Source organism: Streptomyces sp. NPDC014861, from assembly GCF_043081625.1.
Classification (GTDB): Bacteria; Actinomycetota; Actinomycetes; order Streptomycetales; family Streptomycetaceae; genus Streptomyces.
The window spans coordinates 162,325-185,255 of the sequence record NZ_JBIBWV010000001.1 but is presented as its reverse complement, the minus strand read 5'-3'; the positions used below and the strand labels follow the sequence as shown (position 1 = coordinate 185,255).

Here is a 22,931-nt window from a genome sequence, read left to right as displayed (position 1 = left end):
GGGCGAGGCGGCTATTTCCGTGCCGCGCCCGAACCGCGGGCCATCAGACCGCGCATGAAAGCGCGCTGGAATTCGGCCGGCATGATCATGCGGCCGGTCAGGGCGAGGTATTTCCCGCTCAGTTCCTGATTTCCGCAGATGGTCTCGAACATGCGCTTGCGGGTCGTCTCGTCCTTCTCGACGAGGGAATCCCCGCAGATTCCCTCCGCGTGCGGCAGCAGGGTCTTCTCGAATCGCTCGCGATAGGCGTCGAGCCCTTCGCGGACGCCGTCGGCGTCGAGCGTCCGGCCGGTGAACGAGTGGGCCAGCAGCTGGGCCGTGAGGAGCGCGAACCCGCAGCCGACGCCGCTCATGGCGTCCAGGGACAGCGCCGCGTCGCCGACGAACGGGACGGAGCCGGCCACCGGCCGGCGGATCAGGCTCGGGTAGTCGGCGTAGCCGAGCAGCGGCCCTTCCGGGACGGCGTTCGTCACCGACGGCGCGTCCGCGAGCCCGTCGAAGTACTTCAGGAACTCCTGCATCCGGCCGTCCGCGCCCCGCCATCCCTCGACCCGGGACTTCTCGGCGAAGAGGACCAGCTCGGTCCTGCCGTCGACGAGCGGGTAACTGCACGCCAGATCGCGCTCGTTCATCACGAAGACCGAGCGGTTGTCGGCCGGTGCCTCGATCCCCGTGAAGTAGCCGAAGACCGCGGCCCGTTCGTTCGGCCGGCTCTCCGCCTCGTTGCCGAGCAGCCCGGCGAGGCGCGAGCGCCGCCCGTCCGCCGCCACCACCAGCCGGGCCCGGTACCGCCGGGCCCCGGACTCGGCCGAGGTGTGCACGGTCCAGCCGTCGGCGTCCCGCTCGACGCCCTCGACCCCGGTGGCCTCGACGAAGCGGACGCCGTGCCGCCGCGCGGACTCCCGGATCGCCGGGTCGAGCACCCGCCGCTCCAGGTTGAGCGCGTACGAGTCCGGCACCTCGGGGTCGTATCCGGGGCCGGGCGTCTCGACCACGCCGCCGGGCGTCACGAAGACGGCCTTGGTCGCCACCGACCATGCGGGCTCGCGGAGATGGGCGAGCCCGAGGGCGTTGAGCAGGGGGACGGTGTGCGGCTGCACGAAGTGGGTGCAGAGCTGCTTGTGGTACGCGTCGGGCGCCGCCTTCTTCTCGAAGACCGCCACGCGGTGGCCCATCGTGGCGAAGTGGACGGCGGTGGCGCAGCCGGCCAGGCTGCCGCCCACCACCGCCACGTCCAGCGGCGCTTCGTCGTGCTCCTCGGTGCTGCTCACGGATCGGCTCTCCACATCTGCGGTTCGGGCGGGGTGTTCGCGCGCGGGGGCGGGTTCTAGCACCCGCAGGCGGCGTGGTGGGTGTGGTCGGCGGCGGCGTGGCCCTCGACCGGGTGGCCGTCCCGCTTCCACCAGTCGAGGCCGCCGATCAGCTCCTTGACCCGGAAGCCCGCCGTCGCCAGCTTGATCGCGGTCTTGGTGGAGGCGTTGCACCCGATGCCGTCGCAGTAGGTCACGTACAGCGGCGCCCGGGACAGGCCGGCCAGGGAGTCCTGGGAGATCGAGCGGTGCGGGATGCTGACCGCGCCGGGGATGTGGCCAGCCGCGTACGACTCGCTGCTGCGGCCGTCGACCACGACGAGGTCCTGGCCGGCGTCTAGCGCGTCCTGGAGGTCCGCGGAGTCGATCTCGTACGCGAGCTTCGCCTGGTAGTGGGCGAGCTGCTCGTCGTGCTCGCGGGGCTCGGCGGCGCTCGGGGCGGCGGCGGCCGGTGCCTGCTCCTGCGGCGCGGCCAGGAAGCGGCCGGCGAGGGCGTACAGGTCGCCCAGGGTGCTGGGCGTGACGAGGGAGTCGGCGTGCTCGCCGAGGTCCACTCCGGCGTCCTCCAGGAGGGTCACCAGGACGCTGATGGTCAGGAGCGAGTCCAGCCCGAGGGTGTTGAGCGGGGTGGAGTCGGGGAGCGGGGCGAGGTCCACCGGCTTGCCCAGCGCCGTCTCCAGGTACTCCCCGACCTTGTCCTTCACCGTGTCGTTCACCGCTGTGCTCATATCCCCACCTCGTCATCAAAGGGTTCGACGGCGCCGTCGGCCGACATTTCGAAGTACGTCGTGTGCGAGGGCGCGGCGGTCGCCGCGCCGAGTCGTCCGGCCAGGAAGGACCCGCCGCGGTCGCCGGCCCAGGGGGCGGGTGCCGGAGGGTTCCAGGCGAGCAGGGCCGGGCGCAGAGGCTCGGGCAGGTGTCCGCGCAGGTGCGCGGTCAGGTCGGGCAGGCTCCGCCGCTCCTTCGCGGCGACCAGGAGCGCGACGACGTCGCGCCCGGCCCGGGTGACCACCGCGGCGGCCGCCCGCTCGACACCGGGGAGGCTCAGGGCGGCCCGCTCGATCTCGTGCAGATGGGTGCGGCGGCCCGCCAGCCACACGATCCGCTCGTCGGCGTGGCGGCGCAGGACGAGGGCGCCGTCGGCGTCGTACGCGCAGACGTCCCCGGTGCGCAGCCAGCGGGTCCCGTCGGCCTCGACGACCAGCCGGTCCGTCTCCTCGGGCTGGTCGAAGTAGCCGCGCATGACCTGCGGGCCGCCGATCCAGAGCTCGCCCTCCGCGCCGGGCCCCCGGACCTCGGCCCCGTCGCGGACGAGCCGGGCGAGGGTGCCCCGCAGGGGCCGGCCGACGGGACAGGGGTCGGTGCTCGCGGTCTCCGCGTCCCCGACGGTGTGGGTGAACCCGAAGATGGTGGCCTCGGGCGGTCCGAAGGCCTGCACGAGCCGGATCCCGGGGAGCCGTTCGGCCCAGACGCGCAGGACGGCGGACGGGCAGACCTGGGCGCCCGTCATGACCAGTTCCAGGGTGGGCATCTTCTCCCGGTCGATCTGCCGGGTGTCGCGGGTGAGCAGGTCGAGCAGCACGGTGACGGCGAGGAGGTGGGTGATCCGGTGCCGGGCGATCGCGGAGCGCAGCAGGGCGCCGACCGGGAGGCCGCGGTACTGGTGGACGAAGGCGCCGACGGAGAGGGGGAGCAGGGTGTCCAGGAGGGACACGTCGAAGTGGAACGGGGAGAGGCTCAGCACCCGGGAGTCGGGGGTGAGGCGCAGCACCTCGTTGTGGCCGGTGAAGTGGGAGACCAGCCCGGCGGCGGTGATCTCCGCGCCCTGCGGCACTCCGGTCGCGCCGGAGGCGAAGACGATGTAGGCGGTGTCCCGCGGTCCGTGGGCCACGGTCGGGTGCGGGGCGTCGGGTCCGGGGAGGACCGCGTCGAGCGCCTCGCCGTGGAGCAGCGGGGTGCCGGGGAGCGGGGTCGGCCGCGTCGCCGGTGTGATCACGGCGGCCGGCCGGATCCGTCGGAGCAGGGCGAGGGTCCGGTGCTCGGGCTCGTCGGAGTCGACGGGCACGTGGACGGCGCCGCGCTTCCAGATGCCCAGGATAATCATGGGCATGACAGGCCTGGTCGCGGTGAGGACCGCGACCCGGTCGCCCGGGCCCACTCCCTGTCGCGCCAGCCAGGCCGCGATCCCCAGGGCGCCCTGTTCGAGCTCGGCGAAGGTGTACCGGGTGGTCCCGTCGTCGATCGCGACGCGCTCCGGCCACTTGCGGGCCGGGGCCGCCAGGAGGTCGCCGAGGGCGGGCGGCGCGCCGTCCGCGGCGGCGGGATCGGTCGACCACGGCGGCAGCGTCACCGCGCCGGTCCTGGCAGTCATGAGAGGCCCTGTTCTGTGAGGGGGAAGGCGGTTCCGGCGATCTCGGCGACGGCGCTCCCGGCCGAGGCGAGCCGTCCGGCGTACAGGCAGAAGTCGTGAGGGAGGTCCGGGAAGTGCCGGTGCCGCAGGCCGGGGGAGCGGGCGGCCGCGAGCTCCGCCCAGGCGAGCCCCTCGTCGCGCAGGACGTCGTGTCCCGCGGTCACGATCGAGCAGTCCGGCAGCCGGACGAGGTCCCGCTCCGGCAGGCGCATCGGATCGAAGTCCCGCGCGGAGAAGAAGGGTTCGAGGAAGGAGGTGAAGAGCCGCATCGCGTCCCGGTCGAGGAAGTGCCCCTCGCCGAAGGCCTCGTAGGAGGCCCGCTCCGTCCGCAGGTCGAGGACGGGATAGAGGAGGACGACCCGGGCGAACGCCCCGGGCAGCACCCGCAGGCTCAGGTAGAGCGCGAGGAGTCCGCCGACGCTGTCGCCGGCGAGCACGACCGGACGGTCCGTCAGGGTCCGGCAGCGGTCCGCGATCCGGTCCGCCAGGAGCTCCACCGCCTCCTCCACGGTGTGCTCCGGCGCCTTCGGGTAGTCGAAGGCCTCCACGGGCGCCCGCAGGGTGCCCGCCAGCGTGCGTAAGAAGGGCTGGAAGACGGCGGTCGAGTAGTGGACCATCCCGCCGCCGTGGATGTACACGACCCACGGGCTGTCCGGGTCCTCGTCGGCCGGCCTGACGGTGATCCCGTGCGGTCCGGTCTCGACCGAGGCGCCGTCGGCCGGGTCGACGGCGCCGCCGAAGCGGGCGATCCACCGCTCGGCGTTGGCCCGGTCCTCGGTGAGGGAGCCGGTGGAGCCGCGTACCGCCATGATCCGGCGGGCGGCGGCCAGCCGGGCGAACTCGGGGTGGAGTGCCGCCGCTTCCGCGTCCACGTCCGTGCCGGCGTCAGGCATGGGCGTCCTCGTCGACCGGCTCGACGTCTCCCGCCGGGGTGAACGCGAAGCGGGTCGCGCCCGAGTCCCGGGCGGCCTCGGCGAGCCGCCGCATCAGCAGCTTCTCGTCCGTCTTGCCGGTCGAGGAGACGGTCAGCTCCGGGGACCAGGCGACGACGGTCGGCAGCATGTACGCGGGCAGCAGCTCGGCGAGCCGCTTCTCCACGTCCGCGACCACCGCCCGGTCCGGCGTCATCACGACCAGCGCGATCACGTCGTGGCCCAGGCGCGGGACCAGCGCGACGGCCGTCCGCTCGACGCCGGGGCAGCTCAGCACGGTCTGCCGGATCTCGCCCAGATGGATCCGCCGGCCGGCCAGTTTCACCTCGTCGTCGTTCCTGCCGCGGAAGACGATGTCGCCGTTCCCGTCGTAGCTGCACAGGTCGCCGGTGCGGTAGTAGCGGACGCCGTCCACCTCGACCACCCGCCGGGCGGTCTCCTCCGGCTGCCCGTAGTAGCCGCGCATCACCTGCTCGCCACCGATCCACAACTCGCCGACGCGGTCGGCCTCGTGGACCTCGGAGCCCTCGTCCACGATCCGCGCCGCCACCCCGCGCAGGGGCCGGCCGATCGGGTACGAGCCGACGCGCTCCCGGTCCACCCGCTCGATCTCGTGGGCGACGCAGACGATCGTGGCCTCGGTCGGCCCGTACACGTTGATGACCCGGACCTCGGGCAGGCCGTCCTTCCAGACGTTGATGACGCCGGGATCGCAGACCTCCGCGCCCGTCATCACCATCTCCAGGCCCGGGAAGTTCTCCCGGGTGACGTGCCGCCCGCCCTCGGTGATCATCGTCAGCAGGGTGGAGACCGCGATCAGGTGGGTGATCCGCTCGCGGGCGATGACCGCCCGCATCACGGCGCCGGCGTGCATGCCGCGGAACTGGTGGACGTACGCGCCCAGCGACAGCGGCAGCAGCGTGTCCTCGATCGACACGTCGAAGTGGAACGGGGAGAGGCTGAACACCCGGGACTCCGGCGTGAACCGCAGCACCTCGTTGTGGTTGCCGAAGTACGCGACCAGATTGGCGACGGTGATCTCGACGCCCTTGGGCTCACCCGTGGAGCCCGAGGTGAAGATGATGTACGCCGTGGAATCCGGCCCGTGCGGCACGGTCGGCCACTCCCGCGCCGGGCCCGACAGGATCTCGTCCAGCTCCGTCCGGCCCGCCCACCGGACCCCGTCGGCCACCGGCTCCCGGTCGTCTAGGGCGAGCACCACCCGGGGTTCGAGCCGGCCGAGCAGTCCGCGCAGCCGCGGTTCCGGGGCCGTACCGTCGAGGGGGACGTAGACGGCGCCGCACTTCCAGATCGCGAGGGCCAGCACCGGCATCAGCGTGCTCTTCTCGGCGAGGATCGCCACCCGGTCGTCCGGGCGCACCTCCCGCTCGGCCAGCCAGGCCGCGAGCGTCGTGGCCCGCCGCTCCAGCTCCGCGAAGGTGAGACCGATCCGTCCGTCGTGGAGGGCCGGGCGGTCCGGCCGGTACAGCGCCGCCGCGCGGACCAGGTCGCCGAGCGCGGGCGCCGGCCGGCCGTGGCCGGCCGGGTCGATCGACCAGGGGGGTAACGGGGCGGACGGCTCGGCGGTCCGCCGCTGTTCGGGGTCGGTCGTCACGAGGCGTCACGCACCCCGACGTCGTAGTGGAAGCGGACCTTGTCCTTGGTGCGGGCGCCCATGCGCGCGTAGAAGCCGATGCCCGCCTCGTTGTCCGGCGGCGTCTGCCACTCGGCCCAGCCGCACCCCTCCGCGAGCGCGAACTCCCGCAGCCGCTCCAGGAAGACCCGCCCGAGGCCCAGGCCCCGGTAGTCCTCCTGGAGGTAGAGGCAGTCCATGTAGGCGAACCGCTCCGCGCTCCAGGTGGCGAAGTCGGTGGTGACGGTCATGAAGCCGCAGGGCTCCCCGCCGTCCAGCGCGACCCAGCCGTACAGCGTCGGAGGCTCCGCGAAGAACGCGGCACGCCAGCGCTCCACCTGCCCGTTCTCGTGGAACTCCGCCTTCTCGTACTCCGCGTGCTCGACGCAGAGCCCGAGCAGCGCGTCCAAGTGGTCCGGCTCGATCGGCCGGACCTCGATGTCGTACGTCACACCCACCCCGAGAAGGTCGTTTCCAGGTACGCGTCGATGGCCGCCCGGTCGTCGCTGCCGCGCGCCAGCACGGTGTTGACCCAGGCGTCCCGCTCGAACTTCACCACTTCGAGCTCCCAGACGCAGGCGATCAGGTCCCGCTCGGCGAGGGGGGTGAAGGCCGTGTTCCCCTCGGCGTCGACCACCGCGCCGCGCACCCAGTGCTTCAGCATGTCGGCGTCGTACCACTGGCTGACCAGAAGATACGTTCCTTCTGCACCGCGGTGCAGAATCAGGAAGCCCGCCGGGTGGTCACCCGGGGCCGGGGACCCGCTCAGCACCGTGGCCGCGTGCCGCTCCAGGAACTCCGGCTTCGGCAGCTCGCCGGCGAGCTCCGGGTCCGCGAACATCGCGTACGCCTTCAGCACCCGGCCGTTCACGTGCACCGGGGGAAGCGCCTTCACGAGGCGCGGTGTGTAGGTCAGAGGGTTCATGCGGGACTGTTCCCCGCCCTCGGTTCGCGTTCCATGCCTGTCACGTGCTCTTCGCCTCCGGGCTGTCGTGGATCAGCGGTGCGGAAGTGCTTTGAACAATGAGAGGAACTTCAGTGACGGATCCTCATATACAGCCGTACATCACTGCATGGGACCGGTGCGCGAGTAAGATCATAGAGATCCGGAGGCCCGTGCGAAAGACCCCGCTGACCTCGCCGTTTGTGTGAAACCTGTTCAACTTCCCCGCCCTGGGGCCGGCGAGGGCGCTCTGTCTCGTCCACCGTAGACCTCGGGTGAGGAACACCGTCACTCTTCGGTCGAAAGCTTCCCCAACGCCTCGGTGAACGACATTCGGGGGCGGTCCACACATCTGCCCGAACTCGCTTTCCTCGCAGTCGTGTTCAGCGCGCGGAGTCCGGAAGGCGATGGCCGGGAAGCAATGTCCGGGAATCAACGTCGCCTGTTTCATGGCGTGTTCCCGCCTTTCGCGGAACCGCTCCGACCGGTATTCATTCGATGTTCGGACGGCCGGAACTCCGGTCTCGTACCATCCGCCACATCCGACGGTGCCACGACGAAGGGGAACGCATGGGAATCCGGCCACTGACGAAGGCGCGCGCGTCCTTCGCCGCGACCTTCGGCGGGCTTCCGTCCGGCTTCTGGTGGCTCTGGACCGCCCAGCTCATCAACCGCGCCTGCGGGTTCGTGATGCCCCTGCTGGCCTTCTACATCACCGAGGAGCTGGACCGCAGCGCCGCCTTCGCCGGCACCGTCGTCGCCGGCATCGGCGTCGGCTCGCTCGTGGCCGGACCGTTCGGCGGCGCGCTCGGCGACCGGTTCGGCCACAAACCGACCCTCGTCGCCGCCCTGGGCGCCACCGCCGCCAGCATGATCGCCCTCGCGTACGCCCGCTCCCCATGGGCCCTGATCGTCGGCGCCTTCGTCGTCGGCGTGACGAACAACGCGACCCGCCCCGCCCACAACGCGCTCATCGCCGACGTGATCCCCGGCAAGGACCAGGTCCGCGCCTACTCGCTCAACTTCTGGGCCATCAACGTGGGTTACTCCATCGCGATGCTCTCCGTCGGCCTCGTCTCCTTCACCGGCTACACCGCCCTCTTCTGGCTCAACGGCGCCACCACCCTGATCGGCGCGGTGATGATCGCGACCCGCGTGCCCGGCCGGGCACGGACCACCGAGGCGACGGAGGCGGAGGAAGCGGCCGGGGGGTTCGGCACCGTGCTGCGCGACCGGAGCTTCGTGGCCTTCGTCGCCGCCCAGTTCCTCGTCCTCACCATCCTGCTCCAGTCCGAGAGCGGACTGCCCATCGCGATGAGCCTGGACGGCTTCTCGCCGAGCACCTTCGGACAGGTGGCCGCGCTCAACGGCATCGTGATCGTCGCCGTCCAACTGCCGCTCACCCGGCTCTACAAACGCTTCCCCGAGTCGTGGGTGCTCGCCGGCTCCTCGGCCACGGTCGGCATCGGCTACTCCGTCCTCCTCCTCGGCGACTCGGCCTGGATCTACGGCGCGTCGATCGTCGTCTGGACCCTGGGCGAGATCGGCAACACCCCCACCAGCTTCGCGCTCGTGGCCCGCATCTCCCCGGACCACCTGCGCGGCCGCTACCAGGGCCTCTACCAGGTCGCCTGGACCGGCTCCGCCGTCGTCGCGCCGCTCGTCGGCGGCTGGGTGATCCACACCTGGGGCGCCGGCCCGCTGTGGATCGGCTGCCTCGCCGTCGCCCTCGCCGCCGCCGTCGCCCAGCTCGGCATCGGCACCCGCCTCACCCGCCGGGTCGCCGCCAAGGACCCGGACCAGCAACCGGAACCCGCCAAGTCGGCCCCGGCCCCCGACGCGGGCTGAACCGGCGCCCGACACGGGCTGAACCGGCCCCCGACGCGGGCTGAACCGGCCGACGGGGGAGGGCGTGCTCGGTTGGGGCGGGCTGGGGCAGCTGGGGCGGGCTGGGGTGGGCAGCACCGGCCGTCTGCCCGTCTGCCCGTCCGCGTGGAGGGCCCCCGCCGTCTGCTCGTCCGCGCGCAGGGACCCCCGCCGCCGGCCCGTCCGCACGGAAGGAACCCCTCCGCCGGCCCGTCCGTCGTACCCTCCGAAACCGCCATCCGATCCACCGTGCGCGAACCGAGCGAGGTGCCATGCCGACGAACGACCCGGACACGCTGGAGACGACCCTGCCCGACGGCCGGAGGATGACCCTCTCCCTCCCCGCCGACGGCGCGGGCTGGGCAGCCGACGGCATCGCCGCGCTGCGCCCCGTGCGCCCCACCCACACCGGCCGGGGCCAGGAGCCGCCCGCCCTCCCCGAGCGCCCCGCCCTCCCCCTGGAGGTGGCCCTCCTCGGGTTCGCCCTCTAGAGCCTGTCTGAGACCGCACCCCCGACCGGACCGGCACCACCCGGGGACTCACGCCCGTACTCCGGGTGCGTCCAGCGGTGTGGCCGGTCCGCCGTGCTGCCGGGGAGCGGGGCGGCCGGCGGGTTACGGTCGCCGGTATGGCCGGTGATCGACGCGGGTGGCTGCCCTGTCTGCTCGCGGGAGCGGTGTTCGTGGTGTGCATGGCCGGCACCACGCTCCCGACCCCGCTCTACCCCCTCTACCAGGAGAAGTTCGGCTTCTCCGAACTCACCGTCACGGTGGTGTACGCCGTGTACGCGTTCGGGGTCATCGGTGTGCTGCTGCTCGCCGGCAACGCCTCCGACACCCTCGGCAGGCGCCCCACCCTGCGGTGGGGACTCGCCTTCGCGGCGGCGAGCGCCGTCTGCTTCCTCTGCGCCGACGCGCTGGGCTGGCTGTACGCGGGCCGGCTGCTGTCCGGGCTCTCGGCGGGCCTCTTCACCGGGGCCGCCACCGCGTACGTGATGGAGCTCGCCCCGCCCGGCGGCACCGCCCGCGCCACCCTCGTCGCGACCGCCGCCAACATGGGCGGCCTCGGCTGCGGCCCCCTCCTGGCCGGCCTCCTCGCCGAGTACGCCCCCGATCCGCTGCTGCTGCCCTTCGCCGTCCACCTCATCCTCGTCGCCGGCTCGGCCCTCGTCCTCCAGTGGCTGCCCGAGACGGTGGCCGACCGCAAGCCCCTCAGCGCCGTACGCCCCCGGAAACCCGCGCTCCCCGCGCGCGTGCGGGCGGTCTTCGTGCCGGCGGCCGTCGCCTCCTTCGTGGGCTTCGCCCTCTTCGGCGTCTTCACCTCCGTCAGCCCCGCCTTCCTCGTCCGCTACCTGGACGTCGACAACCACGCCGTCAGCGGCCTCGTCGTCGCCCTCGCCTTCTTCGCCTCCACCGCCGGACAGGTCGCCGCCGGCCACTTCGGCCCGACCCGCTCGCTGCCCCTGGGCTGCGCCGTCCTCTTCGGCGGCCTCGTCCTGCTGGCCTGCGCCCTCTACACCGACCAGCTCGTCTTCGTGATCCTCGCCGCCCTCGTCGGTGGCATCGGCCAGGGCCTCGCCTTCCGGGCCGCGCTCTCCGCCGTCGCCGCGGCCTCGCCCCCGGACCGGCGGGCCGCCGTGATCTCGTCGCTGTTCGTCGTCGCGTACACCGGCATCTCGCTCCCGGTGATCGGGGTCGGCCTGCTGGCCGACCCGCTCGGTCTGGAGGGCGCCGGGCTTGTCTTCATCGCCTGCATGCTGGTCCTGGTCGTCTCCGCCGCCGTCTACCTGCTGCGGAGGATCAGGACGGGGGCCGACGCCCCCACACCGTGAGCATCCCGGCCGACAGCGCCGCGCACTCCTCCGACGCCAGATGGCGCGCCGCGTCATCGAGGGCCGCGTCGTCCACGAGACCGGTGGCGACCATCGCCGCCCGGCTCCGCTCCCAGGTGTCCGCCCAGAACCGGCTGATCGGGCTGCCCGGCACCAGCGGCGGCACGTGGATCTCGGCGGCCACCCCGGTCAGACCGGCCGCGCGCAGCAGCGCCGGATACGACGGGACCCAGGACACGTCCGTGCCGATGGTCTCCCGCAGCCCCCGCCACATCGCCCGCATCGCCCGCGTGTACGGCGTCGCGGGCGCCACCTCGCTCGTGAGGTCCACCGCGTCGCTCAGCACCAGCACCCCGCCCGGCTCCAGAAGCTCCGCCAGCCGTGCCACCAGCCGCTCCCGCTCCGGGAGGTGCATCAGCACGAAGCGCGCGTGGACGAGCCGGAACCGGCCCGGGGAGAAGTCCGGGGCGGTGACGTCGGCCTCCAGGAGGCCGAGCTCCGGCACGGGCCGCTCGGCCAGGAACCGCACGTCCCGGTCGACGGCGAGCACCCGGTCCACCCCGGCCTCCCGCAGGAGCCGGCGGGCCACCGTGCCCGTCCCCGCGCCCACGTCGAGGCAGCTCCACCCGGGACCGGCGCCGAGCGCGGTCAGCCGGGCGAGGGTGACGTCGTCGTACGCGAGCGCGCCGAAGTCGATCCGCTCGCCCTCGCCCGCCTGCTCCGGCCGGAACACGGCCTCGCCGTACCGCCCGCCGGCGTCGTCGCCCGCGCCGGGGTTCATGAGGACGTCCGTCGGTGGCGGCCGGGACCGCTGTCGTACAGGCACATGGGTGAAAGGGCCCCTTCACGCGGGCGGGTGGGGGAGGGAGGCGGGTCCCCGAGACGGCGGGGCCTCTCGCCCCACCGATCGTCCACCCGGGCCCCGCCGTCCGCATCCGCGGCGGCCGTTCGGCCGAGGGCCCCGTGCTCCGACCCGTGCTCCGTTCAGGAGGGGGTCGTGGGCACTCCGGTCACGTGGACCAGACGGACGTGGTGGTCCTCGCGGGCCAGCTCCCGCCCGCGGCCGTCGGTCAGACGGCCGGTGATCCGGTACAGGCCGCAGTGCGTCCTGCCGACCGGCATCCGCTGCGGCGGCAGCCAGACCTCGTACGGCCCGCCCCGGCGGAAGCCGCCGAGCAGCGTCCGGACGGTGTCCAGCACCCGCCCGTCCCGGGCACGCACCTGTTCGAAGGTCAGCGCGTCCACCGCGTGCCCCAGCCGGAAGGTCAGCCCGACGCTCACCACCGTGCCCTCCGCGAGGACCAGGGGGACGGCCTCCCCCGCTCCGCCGCCCAGGACGACCGGGAGCCGGCCGCGGTCCTCCGTGTGGAGCGAGACGTCGAGGAGCCGGAGCCCGGGATCGGAATCGGAATCGGGGTGGGAACCGGGGGCGAGGCGGGAGCCTGGGCTGGGGCCGGATGCGGAGCCTGAGCGGGATTCGTCCATGACGGCGATCACGGGGTCCATGGCTACATGGGGCCGTCGTACGGCGGCCCGGCCCGCCGCGGCGTGTCCTCGGAGGGCGGCGTCACCATGCCGTACGGGGGGATGTCGTCGGTCGGGGTGGCCGGGTCGACGGGGACGGATCCGCCCGCGCTGTCGCCGGGGCGCAGCCGGCCCCGCCAGCCGCCGGTGGCGTGGTCGCGCTCCTCGATGTAGTCCTTGAAGCGCCGCAGGTCGCCCCCGATCCGGCTCTCCAGCACGCCGAGCGCCTTCGCCGCCCGATCGGTGATGCCGGAGGGCTCCACCTCCATGCTGAGCTGTACGCGCGTGTGCATGTCGTCCACACGCTCGAACGTGACGACGCCCTTCTGTTTCACGTCCCCACCGACCGTCCGCCAGGCGATGCGCTCGTCGGGAAGCTGGTCGACGATCTCGGTGTCGAACTCACGGGTCGCGCCCGCGATCTTGGTCCGCCAGTGGCAGAGCCGGTCGTCGAGCTGCCGGACCTCCTCGACCCCGTCCATGAAACGCGGAAACTCCTCGAACTGCGTCCACTGGTCGTAGACCTCACGCAGCGGGGCCTCCACCTCGATCGTGTCGTGCACCATCTCGGTCATCTCCCTTTGTGCGACGGAGTGCCTGTCGGCGCGCGGCTACCCGCGCGCGCAGGCCGTAACCACCGCTCGCCCCCGTCCGCCACGCGCGCGTGGGGGACGGGGGCGAGCGGGTAGCGGCGCCGGGTGCGACGCGTGAGTCCGTTCGGACCGCCGGGGTGTACGGGCCCGGGCGACGCCGCCCTGTCCCTGTTCCCGGAGAGCCCCGCCCCCGCCCCCGCACCGTCGACCCGGGCACCGGCACCCAGCCCAGCACCAGTACCGGCGTCAGCACCGGTACCGGCGTCAGCCCGGCGCTAGCATCGGCCGCCAGCACTGGCGCCGGCACCGGCTCCGGCGCGGGGCTCACGACCCGCCTGGGCCTGGGACATCGGGCTCGACTACCGGCTCCTCCTCGACAGGGTCCGGCGCGCCACACCCGTCGTCCTCGCGCCCCACAGGGTTCTGCTCCCCGTCCGACACCGCTCGGCGGAGTCTCCGACGGACTCACCGCCCTGAACGCCGGAGGTCGGCCGACCCGGGGGTCGTCCGCCGCGCGCAGCCGTACGGGCCGGTCACGACGGTCCGGGCCGCACGGTTCGAGCGGCGCGGCCCCGTCGCGCCGGGCACGCGGACCGAAGAGCTCGCGGTCAGCGGTGCCGTCCACGGCCCCGACCTCCGCATGCTCCGCGCCGAACCGGGGCAGCCGCGCCCTGCCGGCCCCCGACGACGGCACCGGACCGGCGGCACCCCTTCGTCCACGGGAGACGTCATGACCCCGCACCCCGCAGCCCGGGCCCGCGGCGTCGCCCTCTTCGACGTCGACGGCACCCTCGTCGACACCAACCACCTCCACACCCTCACCTGGTGGATGGCCCTGCGGCAGCACGGCCACACCGTGCCGATGGCCCGGATCCACCGCGCCGTCGGCATGGGCGCGGACAAGCTCCTCGACGCCGTGCTCGGGGCCGACCACCGGGCGGCCCAGGACGGCGCGATCACGGACGCCCACGGCACCCTCTACGCCACGTGGTTCGACAGCCTCACTCCCTTCGACGGCGCCGCGGAACTGCTGCGCGCCACCGCCGCCCGGGGCTGGCGGGTGGTGCTCGCCAGCTCGGCTTCGGAGGAGGAGGTGGCAGCCGCACGCGCTCGGCTCGACGCCGACGACGTCATCGACGCGGCGACCTCCGGCGCGGACGTCACCGCCACCAAACCCGCGCCCGATCTGGTGCGGGCCGCCCTGGACAAGGTGGGCGCCGCCCCCGAGGACGCCGTCCTCGTCGGCGACACCGTCTGGGACGTCGAGGCCGCCGGACGCGCGGGCGTGCCCTGCGTAGGGCTCCTCACCGGTGGCACCACCCGTCGGGAGCTGGAGGACGCCGGCGCCGTCGCCGTCCACGAGGACGCCCTCACCCTCCTCCGCCACCTCGACACCGGCCCCCTGGCCCGCCCGCCGCGCTGAGCCGCGCACGGCCGCCCGAGCCGAAGGCGGAGGGCCGTGCCCGGACCGGTCCGCACCTCCCCGGGCATGGAGGGGCGGAGAGCGGGCAGGTGCCTGGGCGTCCGCCCCGCGGGACCGGAGCCCCCTCCGCCCCCGGCCCCCGGAGGTACGCCGTGAAACCCGAGCACGAGCAATCCACACCCCCCACCTCCGGACCACCCCCGCCCTCCACGTCCACGGTCGCCACGGACCCCGCCCCGCCGCAGGTCAGGGCGCCCCGAGCCCGTGTCCCCGTCGTCCGGGTGGCCCCTCTCGCGGAGGGCCCGCCGCTGATCGGCGGGCCCGTGGGGGTGGTGACGGCCGACGGGACCGTACGCCGCGGCGACCGGCCCGTCGGCGCGTTCCCCCGGTGCCACGGCAGCCCGCGGGGCCCTTTCCGCGCCACCCGCCACCGTCGCCGCGCCCGGCTCCGCATCCGGCCCCGCGTCCGGCCCCCACTGGCCGACGCCGCTCCGCCGGCCGCCCGTGCCGTGGACGCCCGGCGCCCCGGCGGTACCGCCCCACGGGCCCGCGTCGAGGAGGAGACATGATTCTCATGGCACACGCCGATCGCATCGGAGACGACGCCGGGGGAGGGGCCAGGGCACCGGACGTCCTGCCGCCCGACCACACCCAGGCCATCCTGGAGGTCACCAAGGAGGTCGGCGCCGTCCTGAAGGCTTCGGGTTGCCCCTTCGCTCTCGTGGGCAGCGTCGCCGCCTACGCGTACGGGATCCCGGTCCGGCTCCAGCACGACACCGACTTCGCGCTCCGCGCGGAGGACGCCGGGACCGTCGTCGGGCTGCTGCGCGAGCGCGGGATCCGCATCGTGGACCCGCCGGAGGACTGGCTGGTCAAGGCCCGCAGCGGCGGCGAGCAGATCGACCTGATCTTCGCCCTCGCCGGCCGGGCCGTCACCACGGAGCTCCTCGACCGGGCGTGGACCCTGCCCGTCGACTCCGTCCACCTGCCGGTGATCGACCCCACGGACCTGATGACCGGCCGCCTCGCCGCGCTCTCCGAGCACCACTGCGACTACGGGGCGCTGCTGCCGGTCGCCCGCGGCCTGCGCGAGCGCGTCGACTGGGACCGGGTCCGGGAGGAGACCCGCGACCACCCCATGGCGGTGGCGTTCCTCTACCTCCTCGGCCTCCTCGGGGTCCTCCCGCACACTCCGTCGAACGGAGGGGAGGAGGCGGAAGGCCGTGACTGACCGTCCGGAGCGACACGAACCCGCGGCACCCGGCCCTGAGCGCCCTCCAGGCACCCGGACCCCCGGCCCCCCGCGACCGTACGAGGGAACGGCCGGCGCGGAGCCGCGCGAGCCGGTGACGCCGTCGACCGGCTCGGAGCCGTACATGACCCCGCCGACCGAACCGGAGCCGTACACGACACCGTCGACCGGCTCGGAGCCGTACACGACCCCGTCGACCGAACCGGAGCCGTCCACGACGTCGTCGACCCGCTCGGGACCGCACGCGACCTCGGCACCAAGCCGCCCGGACCCGCAGGCGGCCCCGGCGTCCGGCCCGGAACGCCGCCCGGGCGGCCGGGCGCCCGACCCGGAGCCGTACACGGACGACTACCTCATCGCCCTGCTCCGGGAACGGCTCGCCGTAGGCGGGCAGGCCGAGCTCGGCGTACGGGTGGAGCGACGCGGCGGCGTCATCCTGCTCACCGGGACCGTGCCCAACGCCGCCCGCCGTGACGAGATCCTCGACCTGGCACGCTCGACCCTCACCGGGCGTGCGGTCCGCGCGGAGATGGCCGTCGCGGGCCGGGACGCACCGGACCACGGGGAGGACCTGCCATGACCCCGCTCGGACCGGAAGGGACCGGCCGGGAGACCGCCGCCGTCCGCGTGGCCGCGGTCGGCGACATCCACCTCGGCGAGGACTGCCATGGCCTGCTCCGCCCCGCCTTCGAAACCCTTCCCGACTGCGCCGATTTGCTGCTGCTCGCCGGAGACCTCACCCGTCACGGGTACGCGGCGGAGGCCGAGGTGGTGGCCGCCGAGGTCGCGGACCTGGGCGTCCCCGTCGTCGCCGTCCTCGGCAACCACGACCACCACGCCGACCAGCCCGCCGAGGTCGCCCGGGTGCTCCGCGACGCCGGGGTGCGCGTCCTGGAGGGCGAGAGCACCGTCCTGCCGGTCGCCGGGCGCGGGGTCGGCGTCGCCGGGGTGAAGGGCTTCTGCGGCGGTTTCGTCGGACGCAGCGCGGGTGAGTTCGGGGAGCCGGAGATGAAGGCGTTCGTCCGCACGACCCGGAGGAGCGCCGATCTCCTGGCCCGCGCGCTCGCCGAGCTGGCCGAGCACCGCTGCGCCGTCCGGATCGCACTCACGCACTTCTCCCCGGTGCCCGACACCCTCGCGGGCGAGCCGCTGGAGATCTACCCCTTCCTCGGCAGCTACCTGCTGGCCGAGGCCATCGACGCCCAGGGCGCCGACCTCGCGGTCCACGGCCACGCCCACCTGGGCACCGAGCACGGCATGACGGCGGGCGGGGTCCGCGTCAGGAACGTCGCCCAGCCCGTCATCGACCACGCCTTCGCCCTCTACCGCCTCCCCCTCGACGGAGACCCAACGGCCGCCGCGGACGCCGGCACCGCCTCGACCCCGGCACGGTACGGCAGTCCCTGACGGCTCCGGACGACCGACCGTTGCAGCCCGCAGCCCGCAGCCCGCAGCCCGCAGCCCGCAGCCCGCAGCCCGCAGACCTTGCACCTCCCTCCGCACACCTCGCTCCGCACATCTCAGGCCGTACGCTGACAGCCGTACGCGTCAAGGAGCGGAGGGCCGGATGACCGGGACGGCAGCGGCGGCGGGCAAGTCGGCCCGTAAATCGGCCGGCAAGTCGGTCGGCAGGACGGCCGGCGAGTCGGTGGACGCGTCGGCGGACGAGGTGCTGGCCGAGGTGCTGGCCGAGCTGGCCGCGCTGGAGAACCCCCGGATGCGCGAGGTCAACGAACGGCACGGCGACGACCACGGCGTCAACCTCTCCCAGCTCCGTGCCATCGCCAAGCGGCTCAAGACGCGGCAGGAGACGGCGCGGCGGCTCTGGGCCACCGGCGACACCGCCGCCCGGCTCCTCGCCACCCTCGTCTGCCGCCCCAAGGCCTTCGAGCGGGCCGAGCTCGACGCCATGCTCCGCGAGGCCCGCGCCCCCAAGGTCCACGATTGGCTCGTCAATTACGTGGTCAAGAAGAGCCCGCATGCCGAGGAGCTGCGCGGCGCGTGGCTCGCGGACCCGGACCCCGTCGTCGCGAGTGCCGGCTGGGCCCTCACCACGGAGCGGGTCGCGAAGCGCCCCGCGGGACTCGACCTCGACGCCCTCCTCGACACCGTCGAGGCGGAGATGAAGGACGCTCCGGACCGGCTCCAGTGGGCCATGAACCACTGCCTCGCCCAGATCGGCATCGAGCACCCCGCGCACCGCGCCCGGGCCCTGGCCATCGGCGAGCGCCTGGAGGTCCTCAAGGACTACCCGACCTCGCCGGGCTGCACCTCCCCCTACGCCCCGGCCTGGATCACCGAGATGGTCCGGCGCCGCGAGCCCTAGTCACGCGGCCCCGCCGGGGGAAGGCACCGTCCGGGCCCGCGTCGAGCACCGCCCGGCGGGTCAGGGGCGCGACTGGACAACATGGACAACGTTGTCAGAAGCTGGACGCGGGCGAATCGCGGCCGGTCGGCCGTGACGGAGAGGTGGGACGTGATGGTGTACGGCGCGCTCGACATCGGGGGCACGAAGATCGCCGGGGCGCTCGTGGACGCGGACGGCCGGCTCGTCGCGCGCGCCCAGCGCCCGACCCCGGCCCGGGAGTCGGCGGAGGTCCTCGCGGACGTCGTCTCCCAGGTCGTCGAGGAGCTGGCCGCGCATCCGGCCTGGACCGCGCTCTCCTGCCTCGGCATCGGCAGCGCAGGGCCCGTGGACACCGTCGCCGGCACCGTCAGCCCGGTCAACATCCCCGCCTGGCGCGCCTTTCCCCTCGTCGAGCGGGTCATGACCCACCCGGCGGTCCCGGCGGGCATCCGGCCCGTCCTCGTCGGAGACGCGGTCGCGATGACGGCCGCCGAGCACTGGCTGGGCGCGGCCCGGGGGGCCACGAACGCCCTCTGCATGGTCGTCTCCACCGGCGTCGGCGGCGGCCTCGTCCTCGGCGGCACGGTCCACCCCGGCACCACCGGCAACGCCGGCCACATCGGCCACATCACCGTCGACCAGCACGGCCCCCTGTGCCCCTGCGGCGCCCGGGGCTGCGTCGAACGCTTCGCCAGCGGTACGGCCATCGCCGCCCACGCCCTGGAAGCCGGCTGGACGCCCCCGCCCGGCGCTCCCGCGACCGCCCGCGAGGTCGCCGCCGCCGCCCGCGCCGGCGACGCCCGGGCCCTCGACGCCTTCGACCGCGCCGCCCGCGCCCTCGCGGCGGCCGTCGCCGCGACCGCCGCCCTGGTCGAACTGGACCTCGTGGTGATCGGCGGCGGCGTGGCGCAGTCGGGCGACACCCTCCTCACCCCGCTCCGCCACCACCTCGCCTCCTACGCGGTCCTCGACTTCACCAGGACCGTCCGCGTCCTCCCCGCCGCCCTCGCCCTGGACGCCGGCCTGATCGGCGCGGCGGCGATCGCGGCCGCCGACTCCCGACTCCCGCCCCCCGCGCTGCCCCGCCGCGTCTCCTGACCCCCGAGCCGGTGCGACCACCCCGAGGCGCTGTCACCACCCCGAGCCGGCGGTACCCGCCCCAAGCGGTGCCACCACCCCAAGCCGGTGCCACCACCCCAAGCCGGTGCCACCGCCCCAGGCGGTGACACCGGCTCGCCAGGTGCCGACCCTCGAAGGGTCTGGCTCAGCTCACCTGCCCGTCCACGCGTCGCGGATCGACAGCGTCGAGGTGTTGCCCTGCTTGTCCGTGACCTCGGCGGCCAGCGAGATGCCCGCGCCCTTCGCCGGGTTCCGCACGGCGATCCGGCCGCCGACGACCGGCACGGCCTGCCACGTACCGCCCGCGTCGTAACTGACCTTCACCGTCAGCGACTTGAGGTTCTTCCCGGCCGCCGATCCCTGCACGGTCACCGGGACCGAGACCCAGGCCCGCTCCGGGGCCCGCGTCTGAAGGTCGACCGGCGCGGCGAAGCGGACCGTGGACACCGGAAGCGCCGTCGTCGCCGTGACCTGCTTCGACCGGAAGGCGAACGAGGTCTCGATCCGGGTGGACACCCCGGCGGCCTCCGCCGGACGCTCCGCCGAGGTGACGAGGCGGTACGCGGCGTCGGCGCCGTCGACCGCGAAGGGCTCCGTACCGCTCAGCGGGTCCTCGTTCGACGCGACCTTCACGCCGTCGCGGTAGAGCGTCGTCGTGACCGAGGAGTACCGGGCGAAGCCCGTGTGGCCCCGGCCGTCGGCTAGCAGCGGCACCGCGCCGACGAGCCGCTGCTCGCCCGTCGCCGGATCGGGCGCCGTGCGGAAGACGCCCGTGCCCTCGCCCAGGAGCGGGCCGAAGACACCGGTGTTGAAGCGTTCGCCGTACGTCCGGCCGGCCTCGTACCGCTTCGGCGCGGCCATCTCGTAGCTGCCCTCGAAGGCCGGGTAGCCCCACTCGTCGGGTGCGCCCAGCTGGTTGAAGCGGGTCAGCCAGCGGACGCCGTCCGCCGTCGAGATGTGGAAGGTACGGGTGCCCGGCGCGGGCTGCGGGGCGGAGAAGCCGTTGCCCTCCGGCGCCCCGGGCAGGTGCGCGTACGGGGAGGCGAGCGCGGTCTTGCCGGGCGCGGAGGCGCCGAGGTCCACCTTCAGGGTGGCGAACTCCTCCGCCTTCACGTGCCGGGTGTAGCCGGTCGCGACGGTCCGCGCCTTGCCGCCGAAGGCCACCGCGTACTGACCGGTGGCGCCGTCGAGGAAGTGCGCGTCCCAGGTCTGGAGCATCGAGCCGTCGGTGACGGCCGGGCCCTGGTGGGCGGTGCGGAAGCCGGCGAAGCCGCGCAGCACCCAGCCGTTGCCGACCCGGCCGATCTCCGTGTCGCGCTCGTAGTACGTGCCCGCGTAGTCGGCGCGGTCGATCCCCGGAACGGTCAGGTCCACCGGCTTCGTGGTGCGCGCGTCGACCGTGACCGCGGTGTCCCCGGAGACGTCGAGCTTCGGCTGCGCGATCCAGTCGGTGCCCTTGGTGTAGTCCGAAGGGTCCTCGTAGACGGCGGTGTTGAGGGTGTACGAACCCTTGGGGACACGGATCGTGTGGCTGCCCGGCTCGTTGTCGATCCGGGTCTGGAAGCCGGCCGCGGGACCGGCGATGCCGGTCAGGGTGTTGGCGAAGTCCCGGGCGTCGGCGCCGTCGCGGCCGAGGGTGCGGACGGTGAGGTCGTACGACTCCGCCTCCCGCACGGCCACCGCGGCCGTACGGACCGACAGGCCGGCACCGGTGGCGGTGACGTACCCCGTGAAGGAGCCGTCGGTCCCGCCCGCGCGGGTGTCGGCGGTGAGCTCGACCTCCGCGGTCCCGCCGGCCGGCACGGTGACCCGGGAGGCGCCGAGGGTGAAGAAGCCCGCCGGGGCGGGTTCGCCCGCGGGGCCCAGGCCGGAGACCGACAGGTCGAGGGTGACGTCGGCCGTCCCGAGGTTGTGGTAGCCGACCTTCCGGGTGACCGGCTCGTCGTCGGCGTGCGGCCACCGGGCCGTGCCGAAGTCCAGCGACACCGGCGCGGGGATCACGGTCCCGGCCAGTGCCCGGTCGACCTGGATCCGGCCGGTGCCCTGCTGGAAGGCGCCGAGGCCGGCGCCGCCCTCGGCGGACCCGGTCAGCGCGCCCTTGAGCTCGGCGGCCGTCCAGCCCGGGTGACGCTGCTTCAGGAGCGCGGCCGCGCCCGCCACGTGCGGGGTCGCCATCGAGGTGCCGTCGAGCTGGAGGTAGCCGGGCGCCGGGTGCGGGGTGCCGGGGCGGGTGTCGAAGGCGCTGCCGGAGGCGGCGGCCGCCGTGATGGCGACACCGGGCGCGGTCACGTCGGGCTTGACGGCGCCGTCGCCGACCCGCGGGCCGGTGCCGGAGAAGGGGGCGAGCCGGTCCTCGTGGTCGACGGCGCCGACGGTCAGCGCCGCGTCCGCGCTGCCGGGGGAGCCGACCGTCGAGGCGCCGGCCTCGCCGTCGTTCCCGGCCGCGACGGCGAAGAGGATGCCCTTCTCGGCGCTGAGCCGGTCGATCGCCGCCTCCAGCGGGTCGACGCCGGGGCTGTCCGGGCTGCCCAGGCTGAGGTTCACCACGTCGGCGCCCTCGGCGGCGGCCCACTCCATGCCCGCGAGGACGGCCGAGTCGTCGCCGTACCCCTCGTCGTCGAGGACCTTCCCGCTGATCACCTCGGCGCCGGGCGCCACGCCCTTGAACCGGCCGCCCGACCGTGCGCCGGTGCCGGCGGCGATCGAGGCGACGTGGGTGCCGTGGCCGACGCGGTCCACCGCGTCGGGGGAGGCGGAGAAGTTCTTCTCGCCGACGACCCGGGTGCGCAGGTCCTCGTGGGTCCTGTCGACGCCGGTGTCGAGGACGGCGATCCGCACGCCGGCGCCGTCGAAACCGGACTCCCAGGCCCGGTCGGCGCCGATCTGCCGGGTGCTGCGGTCGAGGCTCGCGCCCCGCACCCCGTCCAGCCACACCGTGCCGATGCCGGCGGCCGTGGCCCGGGCGCCGCTCGCCCGCCGGTCGGTCAGCGCCTCCCAGACCCGAGTCAGGTCGTCCTGGGAGGCGAGCAGGGCGTCGGCGCCGAGCGTCGGGAAGGTGCGGCGCACCTCGGTGTCCCCGGCCGCGCGGAGCGAGGCCCGCGCGGAGCCGGCGTTCCCGTCGTACCGGACGATCAGTTTCAGCCCGGAGCCGTGGCTCGCCCGCAGCCGGGGGTCGGTGAGCACGGAGAGGTCGAAGAGCCGCTGGTCGAGCCGGCCGTCCGCGACCAGGGGCCGGGCGTCGGCGGGCACCACGAGGGTGCGGTCGCCGGTGCGCCGCACCTCGACGGGTATGCGCTCGCGGCCGGGTGCGGCCTCGAAGCGCACCATCCGGCCCTCGGCGTCCACCACGACCCGGTCGCCGGTGACGAGCGTGATCCGCTGGTCACCGCCGATCCGGGCCGGGTGCGGAGCGGAGGCGTCCGAGGTGCGCGGGACGGACGGGGTGGTCGGGGCGGTCGCGATGGCGGGGCCGGTCATGCCCGCCACGAGGGCCACCGAGGTGGCCGCGGCGATCGTGAAGGCGCGTGCTTTCTGCACGGGTGCGCGCAAGTCTCCCCCAGGAGCTTGGGATGAGGTGGGGTGGTCGATTCCGGCCTGCGGCGCGAACGGCGCCCGCGGTCGGCCAGCGCAGTATCCGAGGTCACGGGGGAGGTGATCAACGGCGCTGGGGGAGCGGGGCGGTGGAGCATGTGGTTTCCGGCCACGCCGGAGGGCGCGAGTTCGATGGGGTGACGACGAGCGTGTGACG

At 74.3% G+C, this 22,931-nt stretch carries 20 protein-coding genes; 9 read left to right on the top strand and 11 right to left on the bottom strand.

The window, feature by feature from the left end; genetic code table 11:
• Positions 1–11: 11 nt before the first annotated feature.
• The 7 genes from ACF1BN_RS00660 to ACF1BN_RS00630 are packed head-to-tail and all read right to left on the bottom strand — an operon-like array spanning position 12 to position 7,210.
• Positions 12–1,271: an NAD(P)/FAD-dependent oxidoreductase gene (locus tag ACF1BN_RS00660; protein ID WP_392329402.1), complete on the bottom strand. Its 1,260-nt coding sequence runs from the start codon at positions 1,269–1,271 to the stop codon at positions 12–14.
• Positions 1,272–1,327: 56 nt separating this feature from the next.
• Complete coding sequence (locus ACF1BN_RS00655; protein WP_392329401.1) at positions 1,328–2,038, bottom strand: rhodanese-like domain-containing protein; 711 nt, start codon at positions 2,036–2,038, stop codon at positions 1,328–1,330.
• A complete protein-coding gene (locus ACF1BN_RS00650; RefSeq protein WP_392329400.1) occupies positions 2,035–3,681 on the bottom strand; it encodes an AMP-binding protein in 1,647 nt (548 codons plus the stop codon). Before ACF1BN_RS00650 ends, ACF1BN_RS00655 begins: the two co-directional genes overlap by 4 nt.
• A complete protein-coding gene (locus ACF1BN_RS00645; protein ID WP_392329399.1) occupies positions 3,678–4,613 on the bottom strand; it encodes an alpha/beta hydrolase fold domain-containing protein in 936 nt (311 codons plus the stop codon). The genes ACF1BN_RS00650 and ACF1BN_RS00645 overlap by 4 nt, the downstream gene beginning before the upstream one ends.
• On the bottom strand, positions 4,606–6,267 hold the full coding sequence (locus ACF1BN_RS00640; protein WP_392329398.1) for an amino acid adenylation domain-containing protein: 1,662 nt from the start codon (positions 6,265–6,267) through the stop codon (positions 4,606–4,608). The genes ACF1BN_RS00645 and ACF1BN_RS00640 overlap by 8 nt, the downstream gene beginning before the upstream one ends.
• Entirely contained in the window at positions 6,264–6,743 is a 480-nt protein-coding gene (locus tag ACF1BN_RS00635) for a GNAT family N-acetyltransferase (RefSeq protein WP_392329397.1), read from the bottom strand. Before ACF1BN_RS00635 ends, ACF1BN_RS00640 begins: the two co-directional genes overlap by 4 nt.
• Positions 6,734–7,210 carry a hypothetical protein gene (locus tag ACF1BN_RS00630; protein ID WP_392329396.1) on the bottom strand — a complete coding sequence of 159 codons (477 nt, stop codon included), beginning with the start codon at positions 7,208–7,210 and terminating at the stop codon, positions 6,734–6,736. Before ACF1BN_RS00630 ends, ACF1BN_RS00635 begins: the two co-directional genes overlap by 10 nt.
• Before the next feature lie 588 nt (positions 7,211–7,798).
• Between ACF1BN_RS00630 and ACF1BN_RS00625 the strand changes: the two genes are divergently transcribed.
• The 3 genes from ACF1BN_RS00625 to ACF1BN_RS00615 all read left to right on the top strand — a co-directional run bounded on the left by ACF1BN_RS00625 (position 7,799) and on the right by ACF1BN_RS00615 (position 10,925).
• Complete coding sequence (locus ACF1BN_RS00625; RefSeq protein WP_392329395.1) at positions 7,799–9,076, top strand: MDR family MFS transporter; 1,278 nt, start codon at positions 7,799–7,801, stop codon at positions 9,074–9,076.
• A gap of 290 nt (positions 9,077–9,366) precedes the next feature.
• A complete protein-coding gene (locus ACF1BN_RS00620; protein ID WP_376599380.1) occupies positions 9,367–9,585 on the top strand; it encodes a hypothetical protein in 219 nt (72 codons plus the stop codon).
• A 137-nt stretch (positions 9,586–9,722) separates the two neighbouring features.
• Positions 9,723–10,925 (top strand): MFS transporter, encoded by a 1,203-nt coding sequence (locus tag ACF1BN_RS00615; protein WP_392329394.1) that lies wholly within the window; start codon positions 9,723–9,725, stop codon positions 10,923–10,925.
• Here the strand turns inward: ACF1BN_RS00615 and ACF1BN_RS00610 are convergent.
• The 3 genes from ACF1BN_RS00610 to ACF1BN_RS00600 all read right to left on the bottom strand — a co-directional run bounded on the left by ACF1BN_RS00610 (position 10,894) and on the right by ACF1BN_RS00600 (position 13,024).
• Entirely contained in the window at positions 10,894–11,706 is an 813-nt protein-coding gene (locus ACF1BN_RS00610) for a class I SAM-dependent methyltransferase (RefSeq protein ID WP_392329393.1), read from the bottom strand. The genes ACF1BN_RS00615 and ACF1BN_RS00610 overlap by 32 nt on opposite strands.
• Before the next feature lie 203 nt (positions 11,707–11,909).
• A complete protein-coding gene (locus tag ACF1BN_RS00605; protein ID WP_392329392.1) occupies positions 11,910–12,431 on the bottom strand; it encodes a hypothetical protein in 522 nt (173 codons plus the stop codon).
• Positions 12,432–12,433: 2 nt separating this feature from the next.
• Positions 12,434–13,024: an SRPBCC family protein gene (locus tag ACF1BN_RS00600; protein WP_392329391.1), complete on the bottom strand. Its 591-nt coding sequence runs from the start codon at positions 13,022–13,024 to the stop codon at positions 12,434–12,436.
• A 748-nt stretch (positions 13,025–13,772) separates the two neighbouring features.
• On the opposite strand from ACF1BN_RS00600, the gene ACF1BN_RS00595 reads away from it, so the two are divergent.
• The 6 genes from ACF1BN_RS00595 to ACF1BN_RS00570 all read left to right on the top strand — a co-directional run bounded on the left by ACF1BN_RS00595 (position 13,773) and on the right by ACF1BN_RS00570 (position 19,162).
• Complete coding sequence (locus ACF1BN_RS00595; protein ID WP_392329390.1) at positions 13,773–14,465, top strand: HAD family hydrolase; 693 nt, start codon at positions 13,773–13,775, stop codon at positions 14,463–14,465.
• A 574-nt stretch (positions 14,466–15,039) separates the two neighbouring features.
• Positions 15,040–15,696: a nucleotidyltransferase family protein gene (locus ACF1BN_RS00590; protein ID WP_392329389.1), complete on the top strand. Its 657-nt coding sequence runs from the start codon at positions 15,040–15,042 to the stop codon at positions 15,694–15,696.
• Between the two features lie 145 nt (positions 15,697–15,841).
• Positions 15,842–16,297, top strand: coding sequence for a BON domain-containing protein (locus ACF1BN_RS00585; protein WP_392329388.1), 456 nt, complete (start codon positions 15,842–15,844; stop codon positions 16,295–16,297).
• Entirely contained in the window at positions 16,294–17,124 is an 831-nt protein-coding gene (locus ACF1BN_RS00580; protein WP_392329387.1) for a metallophosphoesterase, read from the top strand. The genes ACF1BN_RS00585 and ACF1BN_RS00580 overlap by 4 nt, the downstream gene beginning before the upstream one ends.
• A gap of 160 nt (positions 17,125–17,284) precedes the next feature.
• Positions 17,285–18,043 carry a DNA alkylation repair protein gene (locus ACF1BN_RS00575; protein WP_392329386.1) on the top strand — a complete coding sequence of 253 codons (759 nt, stop codon included), beginning with the start codon at positions 17,285–17,287 and terminating at the stop codon, positions 18,041–18,043.
• Positions 18,044–18,196: 153 nt separating this feature from the next.
• The gene (locus tag ACF1BN_RS00570; RefSeq protein ID WP_392329385.1) at positions 18,197–19,162 is read left to right on the top strand and encodes an ROK family protein; all 966 of its coding nucleotides are present in this window, start codon (positions 18,197–18,199) and stop codon (positions 19,160–19,162) included.
• 171 nt (positions 19,163–19,333) lie between these two features.
• Here ACF1BN_RS00570 and ACF1BN_RS00565 read toward each other — a convergent pair whose 3' ends face one another.
• Entirely contained in the window at positions 19,334–22,720 is a 3,387-nt protein-coding gene (locus ACF1BN_RS00565; RefSeq protein ID WP_392329384.1) for a S8 family serine peptidase, read from the bottom strand.
• Positions 22,721–22,931 lie beyond the last annotated feature (211 nt).

Excerpts from the sequence above, each read along its gene's own strand:
- ACF1BN_RS00625 (WP_392329395.1), top strand. The coding sequence starts at position 7,799 with ATGGGAATCCGGCCACTGACGAAGGCGCGCGCGTCCTTCGCCGCGACC.
- ACF1BN_RS00610 (WP_392329393.1), bottom strand. The coding sequence starts at position 11,706 with ATGAACCCCGGCGCGGGCGACGACGCCGGCGGGCGGTACGGCGAGGCC.
- ACF1BN_RS00650 (WP_392329400.1), bottom strand. The coding sequence starts at position 3,681 with ATGACTGCCAGGACCGGCGCGGTGACGCTGCCGCCGTGGTCGACCGAT.
- ACF1BN_RS00575 (WP_392329386.1), top strand. The coding sequence starts at position 17,285 with ATGACCGGGACGGCAGCGGCGGCGGGCAAGTCGGCCCGTAAATCGGCC.
- ACF1BN_RS00590 (WP_392329389.1), top strand. The coding sequence starts at position 15,040 with ATGGCACACGCCGATCGCATCGGAGACGACGCCGGGGGAGGGGCCAGG.
- ACF1BN_RS00645 (WP_392329399.1), bottom strand. The coding sequence starts at position 4,613 with ATGCCTGACGCCGGCACGGACGTGGACGCGGAAGCGGCGGCACTCCAC.
- ACF1BN_RS00655 (WP_392329401.1), bottom strand. The coding sequence starts at position 2,038 with ATGAGCACAGCGGTGAACGACACGGTGAAGGACAAGGTCGGGGAGTAC.
- ACF1BN_RS00630 (WP_392329396.1), bottom strand. The coding sequence starts at position 7,210 with ATGAACCCTCTGACCTACACACCGCGCCTCGTGAAGGCGCTTCCCCCG.
- ACF1BN_RS00570 (WP_392329385.1), top strand. The coding sequence starts at position 18,197 with ATGGTGTACGGCGCGCTCGACATCGGGGGCACGAAGATCGCCGGGGCG.
- ACF1BN_RS00585 (WP_392329388.1), top strand. The coding sequence starts at position 15,842 with ATGACCCCGCCGACCGAACCGGAGCCGTACACGACACCGTCGACCGGC.
- ACF1BN_RS00580 (WP_392329387.1), top strand. The coding sequence starts at position 16,294 with ATGACCCCGCTCGGACCGGAAGGGACCGGCCGGGAGACCGCCGCCGTC.
- ACF1BN_RS00595 (WP_392329390.1), top strand. The coding sequence starts at position 13,773 with ATGACCCCGCACCCCGCAGCCCGGGCCCGCGGCGTCGCCCTCTTCGAC.
- ACF1BN_RS00620 (WP_376599380.1), top strand. The coding sequence starts at position 9,367 with ATGCCGACGAACGACCCGGACACGCTGGAGACGACCCTGCCCGACGGC.
- ACF1BN_RS00600 (WP_392329391.1), bottom strand. The coding sequence starts at position 13,024 with ATGACCGAGATGGTGCACGACACGATCGAGGTGGAGGCCCCGCTGCGT.
- ACF1BN_RS00605 (WP_392329392.1), bottom strand. The coding sequence starts at position 12,431 with ATGGACCCCGTGATCGCCGTCATGGACGAATCCCGCTCAGGCTCCGCA.
- ACF1BN_RS00615 (WP_392329394.1), top strand. The coding sequence starts at position 9,723 with ATGGCCGGTGATCGACGCGGGTGGCTGCCCTGTCTGCTCGCGGGAGCG.